24 protein-coding genes are annotated in these 25924 nt (G+C 56.0%); 9 read left to right on the top strand and 15 right to left on the bottom strand.

All coding sequences use genetic code 11. The features are described 5' to 3' along the window. Position 1: 1 nt before the first annotated feature. Together AC6HVW_RS22340 and thiI are read right to left on the bottom strand one after the other, a co-directional pair. Positions 2-793: a DUF4198 domain-containing protein gene (locus tag AC6HVW_RS22340; protein ID WP_071683018.1), complete on the bottom strand. Its 792-nt coding sequence runs from the start codon at positions 791-793 to the stop codon at positions 2-4. 173 nt (positions 794-966) lie between these two features. Then, entirely contained in the window at positions 967-2415 is a 1449-nt protein-coding gene (gene thiI / locus AC6HVW_RS22335; RefSeq protein WP_071683019.1) for a tRNA uracil 4-sulfurtransferase ThiI, read from the bottom strand. A gap of 283 nt (positions 2416-2698) precedes the next feature. Here thiI and xseB point away from each other — a divergent pair, with 283 nt between their 5' ends. The 4 genes from xseB (at position 2699) to AC6HVW_RS22315 (ending at position 6849) form a co-directional block, all read left to right on the top strand. After that, positions 2699-2962: an exodeoxyribonuclease VII small subunit gene (gene xseB / locus AC6HVW_RS22330; RefSeq protein ID WP_021805491.1), complete on the top strand. Its 264-nt coding sequence runs from the start codon at positions 2699-2701 to the stop codon at positions 2960-2962. A 5-nt stretch (positions 2963-2967) separates the two neighbouring features. After that, entirely contained in the window at positions 2968-3870 is a 903-nt protein-coding gene (gene ispA / locus AC6HVW_RS22325; protein ID WP_021180185.1) for a (2E,6E)-farnesyl diphosphate synthase, read from the top strand. Between the two features lie 21 nt (positions 3871-3891). Then, positions 3892-5754 carry a 1-deoxy-D-xylulose-5-phosphate synthase gene (dxs, locus tag AC6HVW_RS22320; protein ID WP_497569669.1) on the top strand — a complete coding sequence of 621 codons (1863 nt, stop codon included), beginning with the start codon at positions 3892-3894 and terminating at the stop codon, positions 5752-5754. 120 nt (positions 5755-5874) lie between these two features. Continuing rightward, positions 5875-6849, top strand: a complete 975-nt coding sequence (locus tag AC6HVW_RS22315; RefSeq protein ID WP_071683020.1) for an aldo/keto reductase — start codon at positions 5875-5877, stop codon at positions 6847-6849. Between the two features lie 146 nt (positions 6850-6995). Here the strand turns inward: AC6HVW_RS22315 and thiL are convergent, their stop codons facing one another. From thiL to nrdR, 5 genes are all read right to left on the bottom strand, one after another. After that, complete coding sequence (gene thiL / locus AC6HVW_RS22310; RefSeq protein ID WP_071683021.1) at positions 6996-7976, bottom strand: thiamine-phosphate kinase; 981 nt, start codon at positions 7974-7976, stop codon at positions 6996-6998. A 45-nt stretch (positions 7977-8021) separates the two neighbouring features. After that, positions 8022-8438 (bottom strand): transcription antitermination factor NusB, encoded by a 417-nt coding sequence (gene nusB / locus AC6HVW_RS22305; protein ID WP_021180188.1) that lies wholly within the window; start codon positions 8436-8438, stop codon positions 8022-8024. Between the two features lie 21 nt (positions 8439-8459). Beyond that, complete coding sequence (gene ribH, locus AC6HVW_RS22300; RefSeq protein ID WP_021805495.1) at positions 8460-8930, bottom strand: 6,7-dimethyl-8-ribityllumazine synthase; 471 nt, start codon at positions 8928-8930, stop codon at positions 8460-8462. A gap of 120 nt (positions 8931-9050) precedes the next feature. Beyond that, positions 9051-10157, bottom strand: a complete 1107-nt coding sequence (gene ribD / locus AC6HVW_RS22295; protein ID WP_071683022.1) for a bifunctional diaminohydroxyphosphoribosylaminopyrimidine deaminase/5-amino-6-(5-phosphoribosylamino)uracil reductase RibD — start codon at positions 10155-10157, stop codon at positions 9051-9053. A gap of 10 nt (positions 10158-10167) precedes the next feature. After that, positions 10168-10617, bottom strand: a complete 450-nt coding sequence (gene nrdR, locus AC6HVW_RS22290) for a transcriptional regulator NrdR (protein WP_021180191.1) — start codon at positions 10615-10617, stop codon at positions 10168-10170. Positions 10618-10813: 196 nt separating this feature from the next. On the opposite strand from nrdR, the gene AC6HVW_RS22285 reads away from it, so the two are divergent. Continuing rightward, a complete protein-coding gene (locus tag AC6HVW_RS22285) occupies positions 10814-11356 on the top strand; it encodes a SadB/YajI family lipoprotein (RefSeq protein WP_071683067.1) in 543 nt (180 codons plus the stop codon). A gap of 50 nt (positions 11357-11406) precedes the next feature. Here AC6HVW_RS22285 and ttrA read toward each other — a convergent pair whose 3' ends face one another. The 3 genes from ttrA to ttrB are packed head-to-tail and all read right to left on the bottom strand — an operon-like array spanning position 11407 to position 16272. After that, positions 11407-14490, bottom strand: a complete 3084-nt coding sequence (gene ttrA, locus AC6HVW_RS22280) for a tetrathionate reductase subunit TtrA (protein WP_071683023.1) — start codon at positions 14488-14490, stop codon at positions 11407-11409. Then, a complete protein-coding gene (gene ttrC / locus AC6HVW_RS22275; protein ID WP_186486897.1) occupies positions 14483-15541 on the bottom strand; it encodes a tetrathionate reductase subunit TtrC in 1059 nt (352 codons plus the stop codon). The genes ttrA and ttrC overlap by 8 nt, the downstream gene beginning before the upstream one ends. Next, on the bottom strand, positions 15538-16272 hold the full coding sequence (gene ttrB / locus AC6HVW_RS22270) for a tetrathionate reductase subunit TtrB (protein ID WP_071683025.1): 735 nt from the start codon (positions 16270-16272) through the stop codon (positions 15538-15540). Before ttrB ends, ttrC begins: the two co-directional genes overlap by 4 nt. 171 nt (positions 16273-16443) lie before the next feature. On the opposite strand from ttrB, the gene ttrS reads away from it, so the two are divergent. Both ttrS and ttrR read left to right on the top strand, forming a co-directional pair. Further along, complete coding sequence (gene ttrS, locus AC6HVW_RS22265; protein ID WP_497569671.1) at positions 16444-18183, top strand: tetrathionate respiration histidine kinase TtrS; 1740 nt, start codon at positions 16444-16446, stop codon at positions 18181-18183. Then, the gene (ttrR, locus tag AC6HVW_RS22260) at positions 18158-18772 is read left to right on the top strand and encodes a tetrathionate respiration response regulator TtrR (protein WP_071683026.1); all 615 of its coding nucleotides are present in this window, start codon (positions 18158-18160) and stop codon (positions 18770-18772) included. The genes ttrS and ttrR overlap by 26 nt, the downstream gene beginning before the upstream one ends. A 56-nt stretch (positions 18773-18828) precedes the next feature. On the opposite strand, the gene secF is transcribed toward ttrR, so the two are convergent. The 5 genes from secF to queA all read right to left on the bottom strand — a co-directional run bounded on the left by secF (position 18829) and on the right by queA (position 24314). Continuing rightward, complete coding sequence (secF, locus tag AC6HVW_RS22255; RefSeq protein WP_059200001.1) at positions 18829-19797, bottom strand: protein translocase subunit SecF; 969 nt, start codon at positions 19795-19797, stop codon at positions 18829-18831. Between the two features lie 10 nt (positions 19798-19807). Next, entirely contained in the window at positions 19808-21655 is a 1848-nt protein-coding gene (secD, locus tag AC6HVW_RS22250; RefSeq protein ID WP_071683027.1) for a protein translocase subunit SecD, read from the bottom strand. Between the two features lie 25 nt (positions 21656-21680). Beyond that, a complete protein-coding gene (yajC, locus tag AC6HVW_RS22245; RefSeq protein WP_021180200.1) occupies positions 21681-22013 on the bottom strand; it encodes a preprotein translocase subunit YajC in 333 nt (110 codons plus the stop codon). Positions 22014-22046: 33 nt separating this feature from the next. Beyond that, complete coding sequence (gene tgt, locus AC6HVW_RS22240; RefSeq protein ID WP_021805505.1) at positions 22047-23171, bottom strand: tRNA guanosine(34) transglycosylase Tgt; 1125 nt, start codon at positions 23169-23171, stop codon at positions 22047-22049. 72 nt (positions 23172-23243) lie between these two features. Next, positions 23244-24314 carry a tRNA preQ1(34) S-adenosylmethionine ribosyltransferase-isomerase QueA gene (gene queA, locus AC6HVW_RS22235; RefSeq protein WP_021805506.1) on the bottom strand — a complete coding sequence of 357 codons (1071 nt, stop codon included), beginning with the start codon at positions 24312-24314 and terminating at the stop codon, positions 23244-23246. Positions 24315-24431: 117 nt separating this feature from the next. On the opposite strand from queA, the gene AC6HVW_RS22230 reads away from it, so the two are divergent. Continuing rightward, the gene (locus AC6HVW_RS22230; RefSeq protein WP_037375264.1) at positions 24432-25013 is read left to right on the top strand and encodes an ACP phosphodiesterase; all 582 of its coding nucleotides are present in this window, start codon (positions 24432-24434) and stop codon (positions 25011-25013) included. 230 nt (positions 25014-25243) lie between these two features. Then, positions 25244-25846, top strand: coding sequence for a peroxiredoxin C (locus AC6HVW_RS22225; protein ID WP_037375265.1), 603 nt, complete (start codon positions 25244-25246; stop codon positions 25844-25846). The last annotated feature ends 78 nt before the right edge of the window (positions 25847-25924 follow it).

The following is a 25924-nucleotide window of genomic DNA, read 5'->3' as shown; positions in this document are numbered from 1 at the left end:
CTTATTCGCTGATGGTAAAGGTCAGCGTTGAAAGCAACACGGATTCATCACATTTCGCCTTATCCACATAAGGCAGTTTATGTTCGGTTTCAACGACCCAATATCCCGCCTTCAGCGGGTAAACATTGACTTTGCCCTTGCCGTCCGTCTGATTCAAAAAGGCTTTGGCATGACTATGCGTATGCCCGTGGTGCTCGTGTTGGTCGCCAAAACCGGCAAACGTCGCCGTCACATCGGCATTCTTTAGCGGTTTCCCGTCATACAATACCTGTATTGGCAACGGCTGCCCTGGCTTGATAGTCGCCGGGTTGGCTAAAGGGATAATCTCTAGCTGCAACCCCTGCGGCTGGCTAATGACTGCGGTCTCTGTCGCCCCATCGATGTTCACAATGGTTTTGCCAAACATGGAAGCCCGCTCGCAATAAAGCGCGTCTGGCATTTCCGTCCTGCTCTGCTGTTGCCATCCCGATTTATTTTTCGACCAATAGGTGGGTTTATAGATAGCGATAGCGGCATAGCTGCCCTTGGCTAACGGTTTTTCCGTCACGAACTGGTAATTCTCTTTACCAGGCTTCAGCATCAGATCCCCATCCTTCCCGATCAGCTGTGCCGGTGCGAAAATGTGCAGGCGATCTTCAGGGATCGCTTCTGCGGAAGGGAACTCATCTCCATAACCAAGCTCTATCGTGCTCTGCCCGCCCGCAGCGGGTAACGCATTAACCCATAACGAATGGGCCTGCGAATGGCTGACAAACCAAAAAGGCAGTATCGCCACCAACTTTTTTAACTGCATTAACCTGCTCCTTTCCCAATAAAAAAGTATGTTATAACATAACAATTAATAAACCAAAGTAAGCTACTATGTCAAAGTTATTCAAGGGGAAAGAGAAAAAAAGAGGAGCAAGCAGAGGAAGTGGTCAAGGATAGCAACACCAGAGAAACGGCATTGCTACCCTGCAACGCAGATTACGGGCGGTAGACTTTAACGTTAGCGTAGCCCTGCTCCAGCAGGTACAGCGCTTGCAAACGGCTCATTACGCCGCGCTCACAGTACAGCAAATAGGTTTTGCTCTGATCGAGATCGGCAAACTGCGTACCTAACTTGTAGAACGGCAGCAGTTTGACTTCCACCTGCGCCAGTTGCAGCGGCTTCTCTTCCTGCTCGTCCACAGAGCGGATATCCAGGATCACTTCGTCAGCGCTGAATTCAGCCACGGTTTCTACTTCGACGACCTGCTGACTGGTTTCTTCTGCGATAGTGCGGATATCGACGTTACGCGCTTCGCGCACCACGCGATTGAGGATCTCGAAGTCAAAGTGCCCTTCTTCCTCTTCAATCCTGGTTTTGATTGCCTTGACCGTCGGGCTTTTTGAGATCACACCACAATATTCCGGCATGGTCTTGGCAAAGTCTTCAGTGCCGATTTCACGCGCCACGTTGATGATGTGCTCTTTATCATGCGAGATCAGCGGGCGCAGGATCAGGGTATCGGAGGCGTTATCGATCAGGCGCAGGTTGGTCAGTGTCTGGCTGGAAACCTGGCCCAGCGCTTCGCCGGTCACCAAAGCCTGCACGTCATAACGTTCAGCAACCTGGGAAGCGGCACGTACCATCATGCGTTTGAGCACCACGCCCATCTGACCATCGTCGACCTTTTCCAGGATCTCACCGACCACCGGTTCAAAATCGATCGCCACAAAGCGCACCTTGTGTGAGCTGCCGAAGCGGTTCCACAGATAGTAGGCAACCTGCTTGACGCCAATTTCGTGCGCCGCGCCACCCAGATTAAAGAAGCAATAATGTACACGACAGCCACGGCGCATCAGCATATAACTGGAAACACCAGAGTCAAAACCGCCGGAAATCAGTGACAGCACATCTTCCTGAGTGCCAATCGGGTAGCCGCCAATGCCTTCGCGGCGCGCCTTGACCAACATCAGCTTGTCGTCATCGATCTCCAGATTTACCGTCACCTGAGGGCGAGAAAGTTTGACGCGCGCGCTTTCAATATGCTGGTTCAAACCGCCACCAACGTAACGCTCTACATCCTGCGAGCTGAACTCATGCTTGCCGCGGCGTTTCACCCGCACGCAGAAGGTCTTGCCTTCCAGCTGCTCGCGGTAGGTTTCCAGCGTCTGTTCAAAGATGTGGTGGACATCTGTATAGGCGCGATCTTCCACTTCCAGGATATGGTGAATACCGGGAATACGCGTCAGAGCATCGGCAATCACCGGGCGCTGATCTTCGTTTTTGGCACGCACCTCGATAAAATCCCAGTGACGGACAACCGCCAGAGTTTCATCATACTGCTTCAGGACGTTACGGATGTTGGTAGTCAGGATCTTAATAAAGCGCAAGCGCACAGATTGACTCTTGATGGTGATTTCCGGGAACAATTTAATGATAAACTTCATGGCGGTCTTTATAGTCTGATGAAAATTAGGCAATACCTCTGCCCTATGGGTTTCAGCGGCCGTGGTTAGCTGCCACTGCAAGGCTATTAGGTATACAATGGCGATAAGATTGATAAAATCGCGGGCTGGCCGAGCTTTTATCAATCTTATCTGGGCGCGAAGTATATCACTATCTGCATGCGCGCCGTGCACAAAACCACATAGACGTGCCATGATTTGCTAATCAAGATCCGCTAGGATAGGCTCGGGCCCACTGTTCACATGATGATGTAAAAAGAAATCTATGGCGAAAAAACCTGCACAATCAGACAGTAAAGAGCAAAGCATCAGCTTTGAGAATTCTCTGAGCGAACTAGAGAGTATCGTAACCCGGCTGGAATCCGGCGAGTTGCCTCTGGAAGATGCGCTTAATGAGTTTGAGCGTGGCGTCCAATTGGCTCGCCAGGGCCAACAGAAGCTGCAACAGGCGGAGCAGCGAGTACAGATCCTGCTCAACGACCATAACGACGATACCGCACTGACCCCTTTTACCCCGGACGCTGAGTAATTACGATGTCTGAGTTCCACGATCAGTTACAGGCCTTCCATCAGCGCAGCGATCGCGCACTGCTTGGCTATATCGCTCCGCTGCCGTTCAATGATGGCAAAATGGTTGAGGCGATGCGTCACGGCGCCTTGCTGGGCGGTAAACGGCTACGGCCTTTCCTGGTTTATGCTACCGGGCAAATGTTTGGCCTGAGCCTGGAGAATCTGGATGCCCCAGCGGCGGCAGTGGAGTGCATCCATGCCTATTCGCTGATCCATGACGATCTGCCAGCGATGGATGACGACGATCTGCGCCGTGGGCAGCCAACCTGCCATATCAAATTTGGAGAAGCTAACGCGATTCTGGCGGGCGACGCCCTGCAAACGCTGGCTTTCTCGATCCTGGCCGACGCAGACATGCCCGATGTGGCACTGCGCGATCGGCTGGCGATGATTTCCGAACTGGCCAAAGCCAGCGGCGTTGCCGGTATGTGCGGTGGCCAGTCGCTGGATCTGGAAGCCGAAGGTAAGCAGATCGATCTACAGGCACTAGAACAGATCCACCGCCATAAAACCGGCGCGCTGATCCGTGCCGCGGTTCGCTTGGGGGCTTTGGCCGCCGGTGAGCCGGGCCGTGCTGCACTCTCTGAACTTGACCGTTACGCGGCCGCCATAGGGCTGGCGTTTCAGGTGCAGGACGATATTCTCGACGTCGTGGGCGAAACCGAAAAAATCGGTAAGCGCCAAGGCTCCGACCAACAGCTTGGCAAGAGTACCTACCCTGCACTACTTGGGCTTGACAGCGCCAAGTTAAAAGCGTGGGATCTCTATCAGGAAGCCTTGGCCGCATTAGACTCGTTGGCCACACAATCTTATAACACCGCACCGTTACGTGCATTGGCCAACTTCATTATTGAACGCGACAATTAACTCCTCTGATATGAGTACTGAATGAGTCTTGATATAGCCAAATACCCGACCTTGGCCTTAGCGGAAAATCCTGAAGAGCTCCGCTCATTGCCAAAAGAAAGCCTGCCGAAGTTGTGTGATGAACTGCGGCAATACCTGCTGGACAGCGTCAGCCGCTCCAGTGGCCACTTTGCGTCTGGGCTGGGTACCGTCGAGCTGACGGTGGCACTGCATTACGTCTACAACACTCCTTTCGATCACCTGGTTTGGGACGTTGGCCATCAGGCTTACCCACACAAGATCCTGACCGGTCGGCGTGACCGCATCTCGACCATCCGCCAGAAAAACGGCCTGCACCCTTTCCCGTGGCGCGCCGAAAGCGAATATGACGTGTTGTCCGTTGGCCACTCTTCAACCTCGATCAGCGCGGGTCTTGGTATGGCCGTGGCCGCCGCGCGTGAGGGCAAAAACCGCCGCACCGTCTGCGTGATAGGCGACGGTGCCATCACCGCAGGCATGGCGTTCGAAGCCATGAACCACGCTGGCGACATCACCCCGGATATGCTGGTGGTGCTGAACGATAACGAAATGTCGATCTCCGAAAACGTCGGAGCGTTGAATAATCATCTGGCGCAGCTGCTGTCTGGCAAGCTCTACTCCACGCTGCGCGAAGGTGGCAAGAAGGTGCTCTCCGGCGTACCGCCGATCAAAGAACTGCTCAAGCGTACCGAAGAACACCTCAAAGGCATGGTGGTCCCCGGCACGCTGTTTGAAGAGCTGGGCTTTAACTACATTGGCCCGGTAGACGGGCACGACGTGCAGGGATTGGCCGCTACGCTTAAAAACATGCGTGATCTGAAAGGGCCACAGTTGCTGCATATCATGACCAAGAAAGGCCGTGGCTATGCTCCGGCAGAAAAGGATCCGATCAGCTTCCACGCGGTGCCAAAATTCGATCCGGCCAGCGGCACCCTGCCAAAAAGCGCTGGCGGCCTGCCAACCTATTCCAAGATCTTTGGTGAATGGCTGTGTGAAACGGCGGCCAAAGACAGCCAACTGATGGCGATCACCCCAGCCATGCGTGAAGGTTCCGGCATGGTGCAGTTCTCCCGCGACTATCCACAGCAATATTTCGACGTGGCGATCGCCGAGCAGCATGCGGTGACTTTCGCCGCCGGATTGGCGATTGGTGGATACAAGCCGGTGGTGGCGATTTACTCTACCTTCCTGCAGCGCGCCTACGATCAGGTGATCCACGACGTGGCGATCCAGGAGCTGCCGGTGATGTTTGCCATCGACCGCGGTGGGATTGTCGGTGCAGACGGCCAGACCCACCAGGGCGCCTTTGATCTTTCGTTCCTGCGCTGCTTCCCGAACATGGTGATCATGACGCCAAGTGATGAAAACGAATGCCGCCAGATGCTGTACACCGGTTATCACCATAACACGGGCCCAAGTGCGGTACGCTACCCACGGGGCAACGGTACGGGGGCAACGCTGGAACCTCTGGCCGCATTGCCGCTCGGTAAGGGCATCGTGCGTCGCGAAGGGGAAAAGATTGCCATCCTCAACTTTGGTACCCTGTTGGCGGAAGCCGCTCAGGTCGCCGAAGCGATGAACGCTACGCTGGTGGACATGCGTTTTGTCAAACCACTGGACGAACAGCTGGTGCTGGAAATGGCCGCCAGCCACGAAGTGTTGGTGACGCTGGAAGAGAACGCCATTATGGGCGGCGCTGGCAGCGGGGTTAACGAACTGCTGATGGCCAAACGCCGTGTGGTGCCCGTGCTGAATATTGGCCTGCCGGATTACTTTATCCCACAGGGCGGCCAGGAAGAGATCCGCAGCGATCTGGGCCTGGATGCGGCCGGTATTCAGCGCCAGATCGAAACCTGGTTGGCATGATTTAACCAAGAGGGCGTCGCACTGGGCGCCCTTATCAATTCCACCCTTCAACGCCACGCCCATCATTTCTGCATCATTTTCCGCTACAGTTATTTTTTGAACGGTACACAGGAGAGAGGCATGAAATATCTAAAGTTAGGTAACACCGATCTCAACATTTCCCGCATCTGTTTGGGTTGCATGACCTATGGCGAACCCTCACGTGGCAACCACGCCTGGACGCTGCCGGAGGAAAGCAGCCGCCCGTTGATCAAGCAGGCGCTGGATGCGGGCATCAACTTCTTTGATACCTCCAACAACTATTCCGATGGCAGCAGCGAAGAGATCGTTGGTCGGGCACTGCGCGACTTTGCTCGCCGCGACGAGGTGGTGATTGCCACCAAAGTCTATAACGCCATGAGCAACCTGGAACGTGGCCTGTCACGCCCCAAGATCATGCAGTCGATCGACGACAGCCTGCGGCGTTTGGGTACCGACTACGTCGATTTACTGCAAATCCACCGTTGGGACTATGAAACCCCGATCGAAGAAACGCTGGAAGCCCTGCATGACGTAGTAAAAGCCGGTAAGGCACGTTATATCGGGGCCTCTTCGATGTACGCCTGGCAGTTCGCCAAGGCGCTGTACACCGCCGATCTGCACGGCTGGACACGTTTTGTCAGCATGCAGGATCAGTACAACCTTATCCAACGGGAAGAAGAGCGCGAAATGCACCCGCTATGCGCCGCCGAAGGGATTGCCGTACTTCCCTGGAGCCCGCTGGCTCGTGGCAGACTCACACGCCCCTGGGGCGAAACTACAGCGCGTCTGGTAAGCGACCTATATGGCAAAACCTTGTATGACGCTACCGAAGGGGTTGATGCCCTGATTGCCGAGCGCGTAGCCACTATTGCTGAAGCGCGCGGCGTTTCGCGAGCGCAAATCGCCCTGGCATGGCTGTTGAGTAAACCAGTGGTTACCGCGCCGATTATTGGTGCCTCACGCAGCGAACACTTGGTCGATGCCTTAGCCGCCGTTGATCTGGAACTAACATCGCAAGAGATTGCAGAATTAGAAACGGCCTATGTGCCACATCATGTGGTCGGCTTTGAATAGCAGCAGAGGCGTACTCCAAAATGCAAAAACCCGACTGGTGAGGTCGGGTTTTTGCATTTTGGCCGATAACTCTGGCCGGGGTAGAACTATCCCTAACTAACAGTCTCAGTATGAGACCAAAGAGACTCATACCGCAATACTAATGGCTATTGAGCGGCACCGAAGTGATCGTAACCACTCCAAGGCAGTTCAACCTCTTGCTGATCGCGGTAGAACTTCATCCCTTCAGACTGCGGCCCAATCTGGCCAATACAGGTGTAATCCGCACCTAAATGGCTTAATGCCACTTCCAGCGCGCCCCGATTGATCTCTGGCACGGTGAAGCACAGTTCATAATCTTCACCGCCGGTTAGCGCCCAACGCAGCGCCTGATCTGCATCGGTATTGCTGGTCAGCGTCTGCGACAGCGGCAACTCATCCAGCTCGATACGGGCACCACACTCAGAGGCGTTCAGCACGTGTCTCAGATCGGAAATCAGACCGTCGGAGATATCGATCGCCGAGCTGGCCAAATCACGCAGCGCCTGGCCTTGCAGCACACGCGGATGCGGGCGCAGATGGCGCGCCAACAGATATTCCTGAGCAGCCCGATCGCTCACTTGCAAACGATCCTGCAGGATTGCCAGCCCGGCGGCGCTGTCACCCAGCGTACCGGTCACGTAAATCCAGTCGCCAATACGCGCGCCACTGCGGGTTAGTGCCCGCCCGACCGGGATATGGCCGTGGATCGTCAACGTCATGCTCAGCGGGCCACGGGTAGTGTCGCCGCCAATCAGCTGCATGCCGTAGTAATTCATCTGTTCGAACAGGCTATCGCTGAATGCCTTGAGCCACTCTTCGTTCACTTCCGGCAACGTCAGCGCCAGCGAAAGCCACGCGGGATCGGCGCCCATTGCTGCCAGGTCGCTCAAGTTAACCGCCAAGGCTTTATAGCCGAGATCGGCGGGATCGATATCCGCCAGGAAGTGAATACCCGAAACCAGGGTATCGGTACTGATGGCTAAAAGCTGTTTTTCCGGCACTGTAAGCAGTGCGCAGTCATCGCCAATGCCGAGCTGTACGTCGCGGCGCACACTTTTGAACCGGTCAAAATAGCGGGCAATGAGATCAAATTCGCCACATGCCATAATTCGTCTTCCAAAGAAGTAAGGCCGGTTTCCCGGCCTTATATTTTATTTTTTCCTACGGATGCTGGGGGCTGCTTTATCCAGCACGCCATTGACAAACTTGTGGCTATCTTCTGCGCCGAAGGTTTTCGCCAGTTCGATCGCTTCGTTGATGGCCACTTTGTAAGGGACGTCTTCACGCATTTTCAGCTCGAACAACGCAATGCGCAGTACGGCTCTTTCCACCTGGCCCAATTCTTCGAGCTGGCGCGACAGGAAGGGGGCCATCAGGCCATCCAGCATACCTGCGTTGACTGCCACACCGGACAGCAGCTCACGAAAATAGGCGACGTCAACATCTTTGACATCCTGCTCCGTCAGGAACTGGTGTTCAACATCGGCAATGTCATTTTTAGACAACTGCCAAGAGTAAATCGCTTGAACAGCGCACTCACGAGCGCGACGACGAGCAGCAGGTTTCACGGAATTCCCCTTAAACTAAATTCAGGCTTTAATAGCTTTGATTACATTAATCATTTCAAGTGCGGTCAGGGCGGCTTCTGCGCCTTTGTTGCCCGCTTTGGTGCCGGCACGCTCGATCGCTTGTTCGATGCTTTCGGTGGTCAGCACGCCAAAGGCAACCGGGATCTCGGTATTCATAGAGACTTGGCCCAGACCGGAGCTGGCTTCGCCCGCCACATATTCGAAGTGCGCGGTGCCCCCACGGATCACCGTACCCAGAGCAATCACCGCATCATATTTGCCGGTGTTAGCCAGCACGCGTGCGGTTAATGGCAGCTCGTAAGCGCCTGGGACCCAAACAACGGTGATGTTGTCATCAGCAACCTGGCCGATACGCTTCAGTGCATCAATGGCACCTTGCAGCAGGCTGTCGTTGATGAAATTGTTAAAACGTGCAATTGCGATCGCCACACGGGCATTTGGAGTAGCAACAACACCTTCGATAACTTTCATGGGCTTTCCTTAAAAATGGGTTCAATACCCCGCAGGGGGGCGGATTCTATCATATTCTTTGCCCGCCTGCGCGGCGCTTTTGTAAAACGCGGCCGCACCGGCAGGCAAAGGTTATATTCTCTATTTTGCGGTTAACCGCAGGCGCAGATCGGGACCAATCTGGCGCACCTCGCTAAAGACAAACTCCGGCGCATCGGCCAACTGCGTCAAACCCGGCAGTTGGCACAGCCCGCGGGCATTATCCCCCAATAATTTGGGCGCGATGTACACAATGAGCTCATCCACCAACCCGGCCTGCAGCAGCGCACCGGCAAGCTGTGCGCCCGCCTCGACCCAGATGCTGTTCACCTGGCGTTTGGCCAATTGCATCATCATCACTACTAGGTCGATACCGCCGCCGTGCAGTGGCAAGGTTAATTGCTCCACACCCGCAGGCCAAACCCGATCATCTGGCTGCTGGCGTGCCAACCAGGTCATCCCCGGTTGCTGCACGACCCGGTGCTGTGGCGTAACCCGGTTCTGGCTGTCTAGAATAATCCGTAGCGGCTGGCGCAGCGTGTCACGCGGATAAATCTGCTGGGTTTCACTGCTCAGTTCATCCCAACGCACCGTCAGCGCGGGATCGTCGGCCAACACGGTCGCGCTGGTGCTGAGGATCGCCGAACTGGCCGCCCGCAGCTCCTGTACATCCCGTCTTGCCTGCGGTGAGGTGATCCATTGGCTTTCACCCGAGGCCATCGCCGTGCGGCCATCCAGTGAAGCGCCCAGCTTGAGCTGTACATAGGGAAACCCGGTGCGCATACGCTTGAGGAACCCCAGATTGACCGCCTCCGCCTCTGCCAGCATTACGCCGTGGCGCACTTCGATGCCTGCCTGTTGCAGCTTGTATAGCCCACGCCCGGCAACCTGCGGGTTGGGATCTTGCATGGCAGCGACCACGCGGCTGACTCCCGCAGCGATCAAAGCATCTGCACAAGGTGGCGTACGGCCATGGTGGCTACAAGGTTCCAGCGTGACATAGGCCGTGGCCCCCCGCGCCTTTTCCCCCGCCATGCGCAAAGCGTGTACTTCCGCATGAGGCTCACCGGCCCGCAAATGGAAGCCTTCACCCACGATGCTGCCATCGCGCACGATCACGCAGCCCACGTTCGGGTTCGGCGTGGTGGTAAAACGCCCCAGACGCGCCAGCTCAAAGGCGCGCGCCATATAGAATTCGTCGTTTTGCATGCGGATCCTGTTAATCCTGCAGTTTGGCGATCTCTTCGCCGAATTCGCGAATGTCTTCAAAACTGCGATATACCGAAGCGAAGCGGATATACGCGACCTTATCCAGCTTCTTCAACGCATCCATCACCAGGTTGCCGACCATTTTGGTGGGCACTTCACGCTCGCCGGTAGCACGCAGCTGGGATTTGATGTGGTTGATGGCGTTTTCGACGTCGTCGGAGCTGACCGGGCGCTTTTCCAGCGCTTTCAGCATGCCACGGCGCAGTTTATCTTCATTGAACGGTTCGCGAACCTCATCACTTTTGATCACTCGTGGCATTACCAGTTCGGCCACTTCAAAAGTGGTAAAACGTTCATTACACACCAGACATTGGCGACGACGGCGCACCTGCGATCCATCACCCACCAGGCGGGAATCAATCACTTTGGTATCAACGGCAGCGCAGAAAGGGCAATGCATAACTCGTCCTGATAAGCGTTTACATAGTTGAGCACAGTTTACCCCGAACTAACGCCACAACAAAGACCGCCGGGCATTTGTTGCGAATTGCGTCCATCATTGAGTAATAAAGCAACCCTAAAAGGCACTGGACATGACTTTGGCCAGCGATCGGTCTAAGCTGGTAGCCAGTGTGATTGAAGAGGAAATTGCCGTTATGACAATCCGTTATCGTCAGGTTTGTCTGCTCACCGCCATGATCCTGCTGGCCGGTTGTGCACAGAACCGCGAAGTGCCGAAACTCACCAACCAGGTGGTTGAGCTGAAACAGGTGCTGGGGGAGTTGACCGAGCAGGCGACCGCCCTGGAGCGCCAAAATCGGCTTAACCAAAGCTCAACCAGCGGCGTCTACCTGCTGCCAGCCGCCAATAATGCCGCCAGATTACAAAGCAGCGTGGGTGAGCTTAGCCTGTCGCTCAACTATGTGAAGAGCGAGGCCAACGGTAGCCAGGCAATACTGTATGTGCGTACGCTCTCAGGCCAATATCTGCCAGGCTTTACCGCTACGTTGGAGTGGGGCCAGCTGGATGCCGCAACCGGTATGCCTCTGACCGCGCAAGCGCAGTCGCAACAAATTCAGAGCGCCAGTTCGCTGCTGCCAAAAACCGAGCAAATCTTTGAACTGCGCCTGAGTGGCGTAACGCCATCGCAACTGGGCTATATCCGTGTGCATAGCGTCGAGCCCATCGCTCAACGTTGACACGACGAGTCACCCAATCCCCGCTGTTCACGGGGATTGGGCCAGCAAGATTAGCCCAAGCGCTGCAGCTTCGCCGGTAACCCCTGCCGTACCGCCGCTCCGCTGACCCAGTCCAGCCAACTATTGCCGACTTCACGTGTCGGATCGGCCAACCCCAGATCGTTGAGGTTGATCCCTGCGGCAATGCGTGGATCCGCCGCCAATGCCTGCCCATCCAGCGAATGAACCCTTGCCCCCATCTCTCGATGCCCATAGCCATGTTCAATGGCAATCACACCCGGCATCACCCCGTCGAGCAAGCTGATTTGCGCTTCCACGCGGCCCCCCGGCGTCTGCAACCTGACCCGGTCGCCATGTTGTAGCCCATAGCGCTCGGCATCTAACGGATTGAGCGCGACCAGATTAACCGCCTTCACGGCCCGCAAACGCTCGATAGGAGCGGTTGAGCTGCTCATCAGGTGCGACTTGAACGACATCAGCCGGAACGGCCACGCCTCGCTCGGATAGTGCTGCGCCACGTCGGAACCGTCGGCAAAACGTGGTGGATAATAGGTTGGGCAGCCGCTATAGCGCTCCCCGGTCATGGCATGGCGATGGCGTGCCACCTCTTCATTCCAGATATTCAGCCCCTGCTTCCACTGTGGGCCGGTCGCCTCCCCTTGCCAAGCCTGCTCATGAGGCGCGAAACGGCCCCCACGCGCCAGCATATAGCCCACCCGCAGCCGCTCATCCGGTTTCAACACCTGATTCAGCGCCGGTTGCAGACGATCAACGCCGGTCAGGCGCAGCTCATTCTCCGTCGCCTCAGGCACTGGCTCACCGGCAAATGCCACGTTAGCCGCGGCACGCAGGTAGTAATCTTCGGCACAATGCAGCCCGCAAGGGTTACCTTGCGCATCCTGCAACGCCCCGTCGCCGAATCCCGGCAGCCCCATGGCCTTCGAGAGCGCAATAACAAAGCTCTCCAGCGCGATCGGCTGCCCATCCGCCGTCTTGGCTGTTCGCGCAGGCACCACTGGCCAACGGGCGGTACTCGCCTTGACCATTACGCCAGACCAAGGGGAGGTAAATCCCCAGCTTTCAAAGTTATGCGTATCCGGCACGATATAGTCCGCCAACGCGCTGGTTTCGTTAATAAAGGCGTCGACGGAAATGAACAGCGGCAGATGCTGCGGATCCTTCAGCCTGCTCTCCACCACGTCGCGCAACCCAGCTACACCATAGAGCGGGTTGCCCATGTGATTGATCCAGGCTTTCAGCGGATAAGGGTATCCCATCAGCGCCGGAGCTAGCTGCTCGGTAAACTGACCAGCCACAAAGGGATACCACGGCCCCCGCGCCGGATAGGGATTGACACCTTGTTCCACCTTGCGGCGATATTCATCTGACTTTTCGTACGCCTGCTTACTGCGCGACAACACCAATCCTTTCGGCTTCACCATCTCAGGGAAAGTGGCGAGATTGTAGCGTGGTCCTTCGGCAAACTCCTTGAACTTGCCGCCGCCCACTGAAACGCCCCCCTTGAGATTAAGGTTACCGATCAGCGCATTGAGCATCATCACCGCCCAGCTGCTATAGAAACCGTTGCCGCTCATCATGCCGCCATGGGAGATCACTGCCGCCTGCCGCTGGTAGGAAGTAAACTCCTTGGCCAACGCCGCAATGGTTTCAGCGCTAACGCCACACTGGGCGCTGTATTCAGCCAGCGTAAAGCGTTGCGCCGCCAATTGCAGACAACGGAAGCTGGAGCGCACCCGTACCGATGAGCCATCGGCCAGTTGAACCTGCTGCTCAACAAGCAGTTGTCCACGCATGGCCTCGGTGGCGGGTATTGGTTCGTTTCGCTGTGCGTCCCACACCAAGGCAGGGCTTTCCTCATCACCGCCAGCCCCACCTACCAGATGTGACTTACGCAGGAACTGGCCGCACAGAGAATGATCGTCATCGATCACCACCAGATGCGTGGCATTCGACCAGCTTTTTTCACCGGCCGCCTGCATGGCTGCCTCTGCGGGTAACGCCAGATAATCGGCGTTATAACGCTCCTGGTCGATAATCCAACGGATCATGCCCATCGCTAGCGCTGAGTCCGTCCCCGGCAGTACCGGCACCCAGCGGTTATGATCGTTGGCCAGCGTGGTGGTTAACGGCAGCGCCGGGGCTACCACCACATAGCGGAACTCATCGCGCAGGCGGGCATTGGCTAACTGACGCCCCTGCCGTTTGAACGGGTTACCGGACTGTGCGGGTGACGTCCCCAGAAACAGTGCAAAGCGCAGATGATCCCAGTCGGGTTTCACATGGGCGTTTTTGTCCAGATCGCCCATCAGCGCTCCGGAACCTGACCGATAGGCTAAACCACAGTAAGCGCCATGATGGCCGAAGTTGCGCGTGCCAAAGGCGTTTTGTGCAAAGCGTTTGATAAAGGTATCCCGCCCCTCATCACCTGCGTTGGTGACCAGCAGTTGGTTAGCCTTCGGCCCAAGCGTTGGCTGTGCCGGATCGAGCGGCGTTTGCAGATCGCGGATGGCCCGTAATCCCTCCACTGGCCCTTCACCAAACAGATCGCCGCCTTCAACCACTTCCTTGATCAGTTGTTCAAAACTGATGCGCTGCCACTGCCCGCCACCGCGCGGCCCTACCCGTTTCATCGGTTCCAGCACCCGGTAGGGGCTGGTCAGCCCTTCCAGCAGAGTGGCACCGCGAGCACAAGCGGTTGAGCGCTGTTCCAGACCAGCATCACCGCCTAGCCGGTTGAGCGCATCACTCACGGGCAAACGATAAGGAAAATGATGATCGTGCGACAGCGGATGATAAGGGTTACCCGCTACGCGCAGTATCTGATTGCTGTCACGATCGACCCGCACCCGTAGGCCGCACAGCGTCCAGCAGCCAAAACATTGCGTCATGGAAACTGCCTGCTGCGGATTGGCCTGCCAGCCTTCGGGATGCTGGCGGCCTTCTGGCGGTAACGCATTGGCACTGATCCGGTCCAGCGTCAGTTTTCCACTGCTGCCGTCACGCAGGCCGGTAAACACCTTCTGCACCATTTCGCTGTAGCTGGCACCAAACACGGCCAGCCCACCCAAAGCGAGCCCGCCTTTCAACCACTGACGACGCGTTGACTTAGCCATAGCGTTTTTTCTCCATCAACCCATGCTGTAATTCACGAACCCCGATGATCAATGCCAACCACAGCCCGAAGGTGCCGAGGATGGCCAATAGCCCCTCGCTGCCGAGCGGTAACACATAGGGGTTGAGCAATATATTGAACTTGGGCAGCGTCTGGGTTTGCATCAGCAGCATCCAGCGCACGCCCCAACAGAGCAGCAACGCTGCCACGCACTGCGCTAACAGACCTGCCGTCCCTAGCGCCCGATGACGCGAGCGCCAAGCCGAAACCAGCAATAGCAGGATCAAGACGGTAAATGCGCTGCCAACCAATGACCAAACGCTCCCCTGAGCAGGTAACTGACGCAGCGCAGCGGCGGAGTCACTACCGTCCAACCACCAGCCTATGCTGGAGAGACAAAGCAACAATAGGGAAAGCCCTTGATAGCGCGCCAATCGAGGCTGCCACTGAGGTTCGTGACGTAACCAGTAGGCCAGCATTGGCGGAACGGCCTGCATAGCGGTGAGCAGCAATAACCAAGGTAACCACAGGCTGTACCACAGCGGCTGTGAACGCAGCACGGACACTTCGCGGCCGGTATAAAGCAAGATGCTGACGGCTGAAAGCAGCGTGGCCAATGCTATCCAGCGCAACCATTTCTCTTCCTGCCAAGCGGGCCAGATCTGTAACCAGCGCGCCCAAAATGGCAGGGCTTTTGCCCTCAGTTGGCAACGCAGCAGCAAAATGAAATAGGCCATTACCAGCAAGGTAAACAGCGGCAAAAACACCGAGCCAAGAGACATCCACGACCAAGGTGCAAAATGGGCATAGAAGTGCCAGATTCGAGCGGGCTGATGTAAATCCGCACTCAGGGCCAACGGAGCCACGGTGCCGCTCACCACCGCCAACGAAACGGCAGCCAACTCCAGCCGAGATGCCTCAGACGCTGAACGCCAGCGTAGCCAGGTCGCAATGGCAATGCTGCTACATGCCAGACCGATGAAAAAGAAATACTGTACCGCCCAGGGCAACCAGGCGATCTCCTGCGGGCGAGCCATCACTTCGCGGATCATGAGTGTACCTCCTGCCACAGCGCCGGTTGTCCCCGGACATGGCTGACAAAAGCCTCATCCAGCCCCAGATAAAACACCTGTGGGTGCGTCCCCTGTTCGGGTTTCAGCACCTTTAGCTCCCCTCGATGCTGTTCCAGCGTGCGCCTTAAAGTGCCTTGTTCATCGTTAAGATCGCCGATCATGCGCGCACCACCGACGCAAGATTCAACGCAGGCAGGCAACAGTCCGGCATCCAGGCGGTGGACGCAGAAGGTGCATTTATCCGCGGTTTGGGTTTCATGGTTGATAAAGCGCGCCTCATAGGGGCAGGCTTGCACACAGTAGGCGCAGCCGACACAGCGCGTGTTATCAATCACCACAATGCCGTCCTCACGCTGGAAGGTCGCCTGTACCGGGCAGACCGGCACGCATGGCGGGTTATCGCAATGATTGCACAGGCGCGGTAGCAGCACGTTGGTGGGGATACGCTGGCTATCCGTGACGACCTGATACTGCAGCACACTGGTGCGAAACTGCCCCTGCGGCAGCTGATTTTCTATCGCGCAGCTAACCGTGCAGGCCTGGCAGCCAATACAGCGGCGCAGATCGATCAACATCGCCATACGCTTTTTGCCGTCGCCTTCACGCCGCTCGGGTTGCAACTGCCAGCCGGAGTGCGCCAGCGGTACCAATGCGGCTCCTGCGGTCAGGACACCGAGGCGTTGTAAAAATTGCCGTTTTCCACTATCCATTGATTTCTCCCAAAAAGTATCAACCGGGGAGCTGATACAAAGGAGTGTAAAAGTGGCGTACGACCGCCCATATTGTGGTTTACCACATTCCCTACTGCGGCTTGATCCAGGACAATTCCTGCTGGCGATCGAGATCATAAAAATGGAGATGATGTGAAAAAGGCAGTACTGATGATCTTGCTATGCGGCTGGTTGAGCCCGGCCTGGGCGGGGCAATGGACTATCGCCGTGCTGGCATTACGCGGCGATACACATGCGCTGGCCCAATGGCAGCCGTTAATTAACCATCTCAACCGTCAGTTCCCAGACGAAAGCTTTCAACTGTTGCCGCTGAACCTGGCCGATATGGGGGAAGCCGTCAGCAACGGCCAGGTCGATTTTCTGCTCACCAACCCGGCGCAGTATATTCAGTTGGACAATAGTTACCCGTTACGCTGGTTGGTCTCCTTACGCTCCAGTAAAAATCAGCAGAATGCCTCAAACAACGTGATAGGCAGCGTGATATTGGTACGCCGCGATAGCACCGTAACCAAGGCTACTCAGCTCACCGGTAAAAAAGTGGGCGCGGTCTCCCCTGACGCTTTTGGTGGCTATCTGCTGGGCTATAAGGAGCTACTGGCCGCTGGCGTACATCCGGAAAAAGATCTGCAATTGCACTTCAGTGGTTATCCCGTGGACGCCCTGCTTTATCTGCTGCGCGATCGGGCACTGGACGCGGCCATAGTGCCGGTTTGCCTGCTGGAAGATATGGAGAAAGAGGGATTACTAAAGGCCAGTGATTACCGTGCCCTGCTGGCCAAACCCAGCGCACAGCCCTGCCTGACCAGCAGCGTGCTTTATCCCAACTGGTCGTTTGCCGCCTTGAACCACGTACCCGATCCCCTAGTCGACGAGTTGACCCGCCAACTGTTGCAAATGGATACCCCAGGTCTCCCTGCCTGGGGTGCTCCCGCCTCATCTCGCCAGGTAGATCAATTGCTGCGCGATCTGGATCGCCATCCGGCACAGCGTTCACTCTGGCAAGAGATACACAGTTGGGCATTGCAACATCTGCTCCTGCTTGGCGTACTCGCCGGTGGCATGTTACTGCTTGGCGCTAACCACCTGTGGATCGGCCACCTGGTACGCCAGCGTGGGCGCGAGCTAGAACAAATGCATCTGACACTGCGGGCCAGAGAAGCGGCGCTAGCCCGGGCGCAGCGCCTCAGCACTCTGGGTGAGATGGCTTCCGGCTTTGCTCACGAACTTAACCAGCCTCTGGCGGCTATTCGTCACTACGCCGAAGGCTGCCGTATTCGCCTTGAGCGCAGCGATCCGCAGCACGAGCTGTTGCCGATCCTCGAACAGATCGGCCAACAGGCGCAGCGCGGGGCAGAAACCATCGTCAATCTGCGCCAATGGGTCAGCAAAACGCCACACCATGAAAGCGCACAATGGCTAACGCTGCGCCCCCTGGTGGAAAACGTCATCAAGCTGATGCGCATCGAACAGCATTACCCTCAGTGCCAGTTGGCCATCATCATCGCCCCGAAAAGCCAGTTGTATAGCCAGGCCACGCTGTTGGAGCAGGTGCTCACCAACTTGTTAAGCAACAGCCTGCAGGCCGGTTCCCAGCAGATCACTCTACGGCTGGAAACCGATGGCGATCGCCAGGCGCTGATACTGGAAGACGATGGCGGCGGCCTCAGCGCCGAACAGTTAGCACAGCCGTTCGTGCCTTTTCGCAGCACTAAATCTGAAGGTCTTGGCCTGGGGCTGGTGATCTGCCAACGGCTGCTGAGAAGCCAACAGGGGGAACTGACGCTGGAAAATTATTCGCTATCACCACAACGGCAGGGGCTACGCGTTACCCTGCTCTTCCCTGGGATCAAAAAGGAAACACGTCATGGCGCTGATACATCTGGTCGATGACGATCTGGCGGTCACCGACGCCAGCCGCTTTTTACTCGAAGGGTTGGATTACCGGGTGAAGATCTGGAACGACAGCCAAAGCTTTATCGACCAAGTCGACCCTTACCAATGCGGCGTCGTGATGCTGGATATTCGCATGCCGGGGATCGATGGGCAGCAAATCCATCAGCGGCTACGCAAGCGGGAAAGTACGCTGGCAGTGGTGATCGTTACCGGCCATGGCGATATCGCCATGGCGGTAGCAGAGATGAAATTGGGGGCGTTGGATTTTCTGCAAAAACCGATTGCAACCGCACCGCTGATCGCCGCGTTGGAACGGGGGATCGTCCATTCTCAACGCCAAGTGGAGCGCTACCAGTTGCAGCAGCGTTTCAGTACGCTAACCTCGCGCGAGCGTGATATCGCCAGCGCCGTTGCCGCCGGTATGACTAACAAGGCCATCGCCGATCGTTACTTCGTCGCCGTACGCACCGTAGAGGTACACCGCTCTAAAGTGATGGCGAAGATGCAGGCCACCAGCCTGGCGGAATTGGTGAGCTCGCTGAACCTGCTGGCGGCACAGGAGCAAAAAAAATGCCGGTCAGCGTAAACTGACCGGCATCTGGTTCAGACGGTGCGTGGCTTATTCAGCCGCACACCGGGCAATCACGGTAGGATCGAAGGCTGATCGGCGCCCTCTTTCTCCACTTTCTGCTGCAGCATGTGCTCGCGTTTCATACCCAGTTTCAACGCCAGCGCAGAGGCGACGTAGATAGAGGATACGGTACCGATAGACACACCGATCAGCATGGTCAGGGAGAAGCCCTGCAGCATCGCGCCGCCGAAGATGTACAGCATCAGAACCACCATCAGAGTAGTGGCGGAGGTCATGATGGTACGGCTCAGCGTCTGCGTCAGCGAGACGTTCATGATTTCGTAAGGCGTACCGCGACGGATCTTGCGGAAGTTCTCACGAATACGGTCAGATACCACGATACTGTCGTTCAGCGAGTAACCGATCACCGACATCAAGGATGCCACGATGGTCAGGTCAATCTCGATATGGAACAGCGACAGCACGCCCATGGTGATGACCACGTCGTGCGCCAGGGCGATAACGGCCCCCGCGGCCAAACGCCATTCAAAACGGAAGCCCACATAAATCAGGATACAGATCAACGCCACCAGCAGCGCCATGCCGCCGGTTTGTGCCAGTTCTGCCCCTACGCTCGGGCCAACGAATTCAATACGCTTGACGGACGCATTCTTATCGACCGATTCGTTGATCACGCCAATAACTTTGTTACCCAGTTCCTGGCCTGCAGTACCGACCGCCGGTGGCATACGCACCATCACGTCACGGCTGCTGCCAAAGTTCTGGATAATCGGGTCCTGGAACCCGGCTTTTTCCAACGTATCGCGCATCAGGTCCAGATTCGCGGGTTGTTCCAGAGTAATTTCAATCACCGTACCACCGGTGAAATCCAGACCCCAGTTAAACCCACGCACGGACATGGTGGCGATCGACGCTACCAACAGCACCAAAGAGATGCCGAAGGCCACGTAATCCCAGCGCATAAAGTCATAGACTTTACGGCCGTAGTTGAGTTGTTCAACAGTATAATCCTGTGCCACAACGCACTCCTCAGATAGACAGCTTGTTAATGCGCTTGCCGCCGTAAAGCAGGTTGACGATGGCACGGGTACCGACAATCGCGGTGAACATGGACGTCGCCACACCGATTGCGGTGGTAATTGCAAAGCCCTTGATCGAACCGGTACCGACTGCGTACAGAATGATCGCGGTGATCAACGTCGTGACGTTGGCATCAACGATACTGGAGAACGCGCCTTTATAGCCCTCATGGATCGCCTGCTGAATGGATCGCCCATTCTTCAGCTCTTCCTTGATACGTTCGTTTATCAGTACGTTGGCGTCAACCGCCACCGCGAGCGTCAGCACGATCCCGGCAATCCCCGGCATGGTTAGCGTCGCCCCTGGTAGCAGAGACATCACGCCAACGATCAGCACCAGGTTAGCCATCAACGCGGTAGAGGCGATCAGGCCAAACTTGCGGTACCAGACCACCATAAAGACGATCGAAGCCACCAGGCCCCACAGGCAAGCTTCCAGGCCCTGGGTGATGTTCTGTTGCCCCAAGGTTGGACCTATGGTCCGCTCTTCCACGATCTGGATAGGCGCAATCAACGCACCGGCACGCAGCAGCAGCGAAAGCTGACGTGCTTCGTTCGGGTTGCTGATACCGGTGATACGGAAGCTGTTACCCAGACGTGACTGAATGTTCGCCACGTTGATCACTTCTTCCTGCTTCACCAGCACGGAACGGCCGTTGGCATCTTTCTTGCCGCTGTCCTTATACTCCACGAACAGCGTTGCCATTGGCTTGCCAATGCTGTCTTTGGTGAAGTTGGACATGGCAGTACCACCAGCGCTGTCCAGCGAGATATTTACCTGCGGCTGGTTGTACTCATCGGTGCTGGAGGTGGAGTCTGTAATGTGGTCACCGGTCAGGATGACGCGCTTGTACAGCACAACCGGTTGGCCTTCACGGGTGTATTTCACCTCGGAGTCACCCGGCACACGGCCATTGGCCGCAGCGGTCGCATCCGCGTTGGTATTTACCAGACGGAATTCCAGCGTAGCGGTCGCACCCAAAATTTCTTTGGCGCGCGCGGTATCCTGGATACCCGGCAATTCAACAACGATACGATCGGCACCCTGGCGCTGTACCAACGGTTCGGCAACGCCGAGCTGGTTAACACGATTACGCAGGATGGTTATGTTCTGCTGCACCGCATACTCACGCGCTTCGCTCAGGCGAGCGTCGGTCATCGTTGCTTTCAGGGTGTTGGTGCCGTTGGCAGAAAGCACCAGATCGCGCTGACGTGGCGTCATGTAGCTGATGGCTTGATCGCGAGCGGCATTGTCACGGAAGCGGACTTCCACGCCGTTGTTGTCCAACTTGCGGATCGCAGCGTAAGGAATGCCCTTTTCACGCAGTTCGCTGCGCAGGGTATCCATGGTTTGTTCTTGCAACTTGCTCAGCGCGGTGTCCATGTCGACTTCCATTAGGAAGTGCACGCCACCACGTAAATCCAGACCCAGCTTCATCGGCTCGGCGTTGAGCATCGCCAGCCAGGCAGGCGTTGCCGGGGCAAGGTTCAATGCGACGACATATTTGTCACCCAGCTCCGCCATCAAGGCTTCACGGGCGCGCAGCTGAACGTCAGGATCTTTAAAGCGAGCCAGGATGGCGCCGTTTTCCAGCGCAATCGACTTGCTCGCAATATTGTCTTTTTCTAATACAGAACGGACTTGGTCCAGCGTAGTTTCACTGGCGGCGACTCCGCGCGCGCCAGTGATCTGTACGGCCGGATCCTCTCCGTAAATGTTGGGAAGCGCATATAGCAGTCCGACGAGGATCACCACGATCAACATCAGATACTTCCACAGAGGATAACGGTTTAGCACGGCAGTTCCCTTAGGGAAAACAAAATTACAGGGCCTTCATAGTACCTTTCGGCAGAACGGCCGCCACGAAGTCACGCTTGATCATCACTTCCGTGGTGTCATTCAGCGCGATGGCAATGATACCGGTATCTGCCACTTTAGTGACACGGCCAATCAGGCCACCGGTGGTCAACACTTCATCACCCTTGCCGATGGAGTCCATCAGTTTTTTGTGCTCTTTAGCACGTTTCTGCTGTGGGCGCAGGATCATGAAATAGAAGATCAGGCCAAACACCACCAGCATAATGATCAAAGAATACGGGCTACCCTGAGATGGAGCCCCTGCTGCTGCCACTGCATCGGAAATGAAAAAGCTCATTAAAATTCCCTCATTAAATTTTCAATTATTAATTCAAGCGTTTAAAGGTGGTATCGGTTTGCCGATCCGACCATAAAAATCCGCCACAAACAGCTCTAATTTACCCTCTTCAATAGCCTGGCGTAAACCCGCCATCAAACGTTGGTAATAGCGCAAGTTATGGATGGTGTTCAATCGGGCACCGAGAATTTCGTTGCAACGATCGAGATGATGCAAATAGGCACGACTATAATGGCGACAAGTATAGCAGTCGCACTCACTGTCCAGCGTGGAGGTATCATCCTTGTGCTTGGCATTACGGATTTTTACCACACCGTCCGTCACGAACAAATGGCCGTTACGGGCATTACGCGTTGGCATCACGCAGTCGAACATGTCGATGCCGCGACGCACGCCTTCAACCAGATCTTCCGGCTTGCCAACCCCCATCAGATAGCGTGGCTTATCTTCTGGAATTTGTGGGCAAACGTGTTCAAGAATGCGATGCATATCCTCTTTTGGCTCACCTACCGCCAAACCGCCCACAGCGTAACCATCAAAGCCGATCTCCACCAGCCCTTTTACCGATACATCACGTAAATCTTCGTAAACACCGCCTTGGATAATACCGAATAACGCATTGTTGTTATTCAGTTCATCAAAACGCTGGCGGCTGCGCTGCGCCCAACGCAGAGACATTTCCATCGAACGCTTGGCATAGTCCCAATCCGCCGGGTAAGGCGTGCATTCGTCGAAAATCATCACGATGTCAGACCCCAGGTCGTACTGGATCTCCATCGATTTTTCCGGGCTGAGGAACACCTTATCGCCGTTGATTGGGTTACGGAAATACACGCCTTCCTCTTTAATCTTGCGCATCGCCCCCAGGCTGAACACCTGGAAACCACCAGAGTCGGTCAGGATCGGCCCGTGCCACTGCATAAAATCATGCAGATCGCCGTGCAGCTTCATGATCTCCTGCCCTGGGCGCAGCCACAGGTGGAAGGTGTTACCCAACAGGATCTGCGCACCGGTGTCTTTCACTTCTTCCGGCGTCATACCTTTGACCGTGCCATAGGTACCCACCGGCATAAAGGCCGGGGTTTCCACTACGCCACGCTCAAAGACCAGGCGGCCGCGACGAGCACGGCCATCGGTTGTCTGTAATTCGTACTTCACAAAACCTCCAGCGTCAGAGATACAGTCTGACGTCATTAAAACAGGACCACGCATTGTGCGTAGCCCGGGAATTTATTCCCCGACGGATTCGCTTTCCGCCAGTGGATTACGGCTGATAAACATCGCATCACCGTAGCTGAAGAAACGGTACTGCTCGGCCACCGCCTGATGATAGGCGTTCATGGTGTTTTTATAGCCGGCAAACGCCGAGACCAGCATGATCAGGGTGGATTCCGGCAGGTGGAAGTTGGTCACCAGCGCATCGATCACCTGATAGTGATATCCCGGATAGATAAAGATGCTGGTGTCACCGAAGAAAGGCGCAATCAGAGCATCCTGGCAGGCATTGGCCGCGCTTTCCAGCGAACGTACCGAAGTGGTGCCCACGGCAACCACCCTTTTGCCCCGCGCCTTACAGGCTAATACCGCATCCACCACATCCTGCGGCACTTCGGCGTATTCCGCATGCATTACATGCTCTTCAATGGTTTCTACCCGCACCGGCTGGAAGGTGCCAGCGCCAACGTGCAAGGTGACAAACGCCATCTCAATGCCCTTGGCGCGCAGCGCAGCCAACAGCGGCTCATCAAAATGCAGGCCAGCAGTCGGGGCCGCTACGGCACCTGGCTTTTCGCTGTAGACGGTCTGATACAGCTCGCGGTCGGCGTCTTCATCCGGACGATCGATATACGGCGGCAGCGGCATATGGCCCACCGCGTTGAGGATGGTGAACACGTCACGATCGTCGTTAAAGCGCAGTTCAAACAGCGTGTCATGGCGCGCGACCATGGTGGCGGCAATGCTTTCGTCATCGCCCAGCAGCAGTTCGGTACCCGGCTTGGGGGATTTGGAGGCACGCACATGGGCCAGCACCCGATGATCGTCCAACACCCGCTCGACCAGCACTTCTATCTTGCCGCCGCTGACCTTACGGCCAAACAGGCGCGCCGGGATCACGCGGGTATTGTTGAACACCAGCAGATCGCCCGCTTCCAGGTTATCCAGCAGATCGGTGAACACGCCGTGCGTCAGGCCTCCGCTTGGCCCGTCCAGCTGCAGCAAACGGCAACCGCTACGCTCAGGCTGTGGATAGCGGGCAATCAAAGACTCGGGGAGCTCAAAAGAAAAATCGGCGACGCGCATGGGTATTCACTTCTTCAGCTAGCTAATTGGGAAAAAACAGGCGGTACAGTCTAAAGCCGCGGGCGACAAGCAGCAAGGAATAAGGAGGAATTGCATGACTTGGGTTATAGTTGGCAGATGAATTTTCTCGCTCATCTCCATTTGGCCCAGCTTGCGGAAAGCTCGCTGCTTGGCAACCTGCTCGCCGATTTCGTGCGTGGCAATCCCGCAGGTGATTACGATCCGGCGGTCGTGGCTGGCATCATGATGCATCGGCGCGTCGATGTTCTGACCGATATCCAGCCGGAAGTCAAAGCCTGCCGTGACTTTTTCAGCCCGCAATTCCGCCGCGTAGCCCCTATTACGCTCGACGTGGTCTGGGATCACTTTCTGGCTCGCCACTGGCAACAGCTTGAGCCAACCTGCAGCTTACGTACCTTCACCCAACAAGCTCGCAGCGTGATTGTGCCGCACCTGCCGCAAACGCCGCAGCGTTTCCAGAATCTGAACAGCTATCTTTGGCCCGAACGCTGGCTGGAACGTTACGCCGAGCTGCCGTTTATCAGCGATGTATTGGCAGGCATGGCTAGCCGCCGCCCACGGCTGGCCGCATTGGCTGGCTCCTTTGCCGACGTGGAACGCCAGTATCATCAGCTTGAAACACAGTTCTGGCAGTTTTATCCTCGTATGATGGAACAGGCCAGAAACAAGTCATTGTGATCGCCGGATAAAAAACCCTATTACTCATTCAGTTAAGGGAATGTGGCTTTTTGTCCTTGCCCTTTTGTACGAAAAGGTTATTTTGAAAGACTGCTGAATTTATTCTCTCGGTTTGATAGGTGGAAGCTATCTCATTGATTGGTCTTTCACCCTTCCCTCACCGAGTGGTGGCCCTTATACTGGCCCCTGCTTTTACATCAACCCATTGAACTACTATTACAGGAGTAATTATGGTCCTGGTAACTCGTCAAGCCCCTGACTTCACCGCTGCAGCCGTTTTAGGCAATGGCGAAATCGTAGAAAACTTCAACCTGAAGAAGCACCTGAACGGCAAACCAGCCGTACTGTTCTTCTGGCCGATGGACTTCACCTTCGTATGTCCTTCTGAGCTGATCGCTTTCGATCACCGCTATGAAGAGTTCCAGAAGCGCGGCGTTGAAGTTGTAGGCGTTTCCTTCGACTCAGAATTCGTCCATAACGCATGGCGTAAAACCCCTGTCGACAAAGGCGGCATCGGTGAAGTGAAATACGCAATGGTTGCTGACGTTAAGCGCGAAATTCAGAAAGCTTACGGCATCGAACACCCAGAAGCGGGCGTTGCCCTGCGTGGTTCTTTCCTGATCGACAAGAACGGCGTTGTTCGTTCCCAGATCGTGAACGACCTGCCAATCGGCCGTAACATCGACGAAATGATCCGTACCGTTGACGCGCTGCAATTCCACGAAGAGCACGGCGAAGTGTGCCCAGCTCAGTGGGAAAAAGGCAAAGCAGGTATGGGCGCATCTCCAGACGGCGTAGCTAAATACCTGTCTGAGAACGCTTCCAAGCTGTAATTTCAGCCGGTAAGTGTCAGAACCGGTCAACCCTGCTGGCCGGTTTTTTTTATGCCCAAAATCGGTGCAACCGCCCCC

The organism is Serratia sp. NCCP-200 (genome assembly GCF_059697885.1).
Note: the sequence above shows the minus strand (reverse complement) of the source record. Positions and strands in the feature narration are given on the sequence as shown.

Excerpts from the sequence above, each read along its gene's own strand:
- yajC (WP_021180200.1), bottom strand. The coding sequence starts at position 22,013 with ATGAGCTTTTTCATTTCCGATGCAGTGGCAGCAGCAGGGGCTCCATCT.
- xseB (WP_021805491.1), top strand. The coding sequence starts at position 2,699 with ATGGCGAAAAAACCTGCACAATCAGACAGTAAAGAGCAAAGCATCAGC.
- AC6HVW_RS22315 (WP_071683020.1), top strand. The coding sequence starts at position 5,875 with ATGAAATATCTAAAGTTAGGTAACACCGATCTCAACATTTCCCGCATC.
- ribH (WP_021805495.1), bottom strand. The coding sequence starts at position 8,930 with ATGAAAGTTATCGAAGGTGTTGTTGCTACTCCAAATGCCCGTGTGGCG.
- ttrB (WP_071683025.1), bottom strand. The coding sequence starts at position 16,272 with ATGGATAGTGGAAAACGGCAATTTTTACAACGCCTCGGTGTCCTGACC.
- ispA (WP_021180185.1), top strand. The coding sequence starts at position 2,968 with ATGTCTGAGTTCCACGATCAGTTACAGGCCTTCCATCAGCGCAGCGAT.
- AC6HVW_RS22230 (WP_037375264.1), top strand. The coding sequence starts at position 24,432 with ATGAATTTTCTCGCTCATCTCCATTTGGCCCAGCTTGCGGAAAGCTCG.
- thiI (WP_071683019.1), bottom strand. The coding sequence starts at position 2,415 with ATGAAGTTTATCATTAAATTGTTCCCGGAAATCACCATCAAGAGTCAA.
- ribD (WP_071683022.1), bottom strand. The coding sequence starts at position 10,157 with ATGCAAAACGACGAATTCTATATGGCGCGCGCCTTTGAGCTGGCGCGT.
- nrdR (WP_021180191.1), bottom strand. The coding sequence starts at position 10,617 with ATGCATTGCCCTTTCTGCGCTGCCGTTGATACCAAAGTGATTGATTCC.
- thiL (WP_071683021.1), bottom strand. The coding sequence starts at position 7,976 with ATGGCATGTGGCGAATTTGATCTCATTGCCCGCTATTTTGACCGGTTC.
- ttrS (WP_497569671.1), top strand. The coding sequence starts at position 16,444 with ATGATCTTGCTATGCGGCTGGTTGAGCCCGGCCTGGGCGGGGCAATGG.
- AC6HVW_RS22225 (WP_037375265.1), top strand. The coding sequence starts at position 25,244 with ATGGTCCTGGTAACTCGTCAAGCCCCTGACTTCACCGCTGCAGCCGTT.
- ttrA (WP_071683023.1), bottom strand. The coding sequence starts at position 14,490 with ATGGCTAAGTCAACGCGTCGTCAGTGGTTGAAAGGCGGGCTCGCTTTG.
- queA (WP_021805506.1), bottom strand. The coding sequence starts at position 24,314 with ATGCGCGTCGCCGATTTTTCTTTTGAGCTCCCCGAGTCTTTGATTGCC.
- AC6HVW_RS22285 (WP_071683067.1), top strand. The coding sequence starts at position 10,814 with ATGACAATCCGTTATCGTCAGGTTTGTCTGCTCACCGCCATGATCCTG.
- ttrC (WP_186486897.1), bottom strand. The coding sequence starts at position 15,541 with ATGATCCGCGAAGTGATGGCTCGCCCGCAGGAGATCGCCTGGTTGCCC.
- ttrR (WP_071683026.1), top strand. The coding sequence starts at position 18,158 with ATGGCGCTGATACATCTGGTCGATGACGATCTGGCGGTCACCGACGCC.
- AC6HVW_RS22340 (WP_071683018.1), bottom strand. The coding sequence starts at position 793 with ATGCAGTTAAAAAAGTTGGTGGCGATACTGCCTTTTTGGTTTGTCAGC.
- dxs (WP_497569669.1), top strand. The coding sequence starts at position 3,892 with ATGAGTCTTGATATAGCCAAATACCCGACCTTGGCCTTAGCGGAAAAT.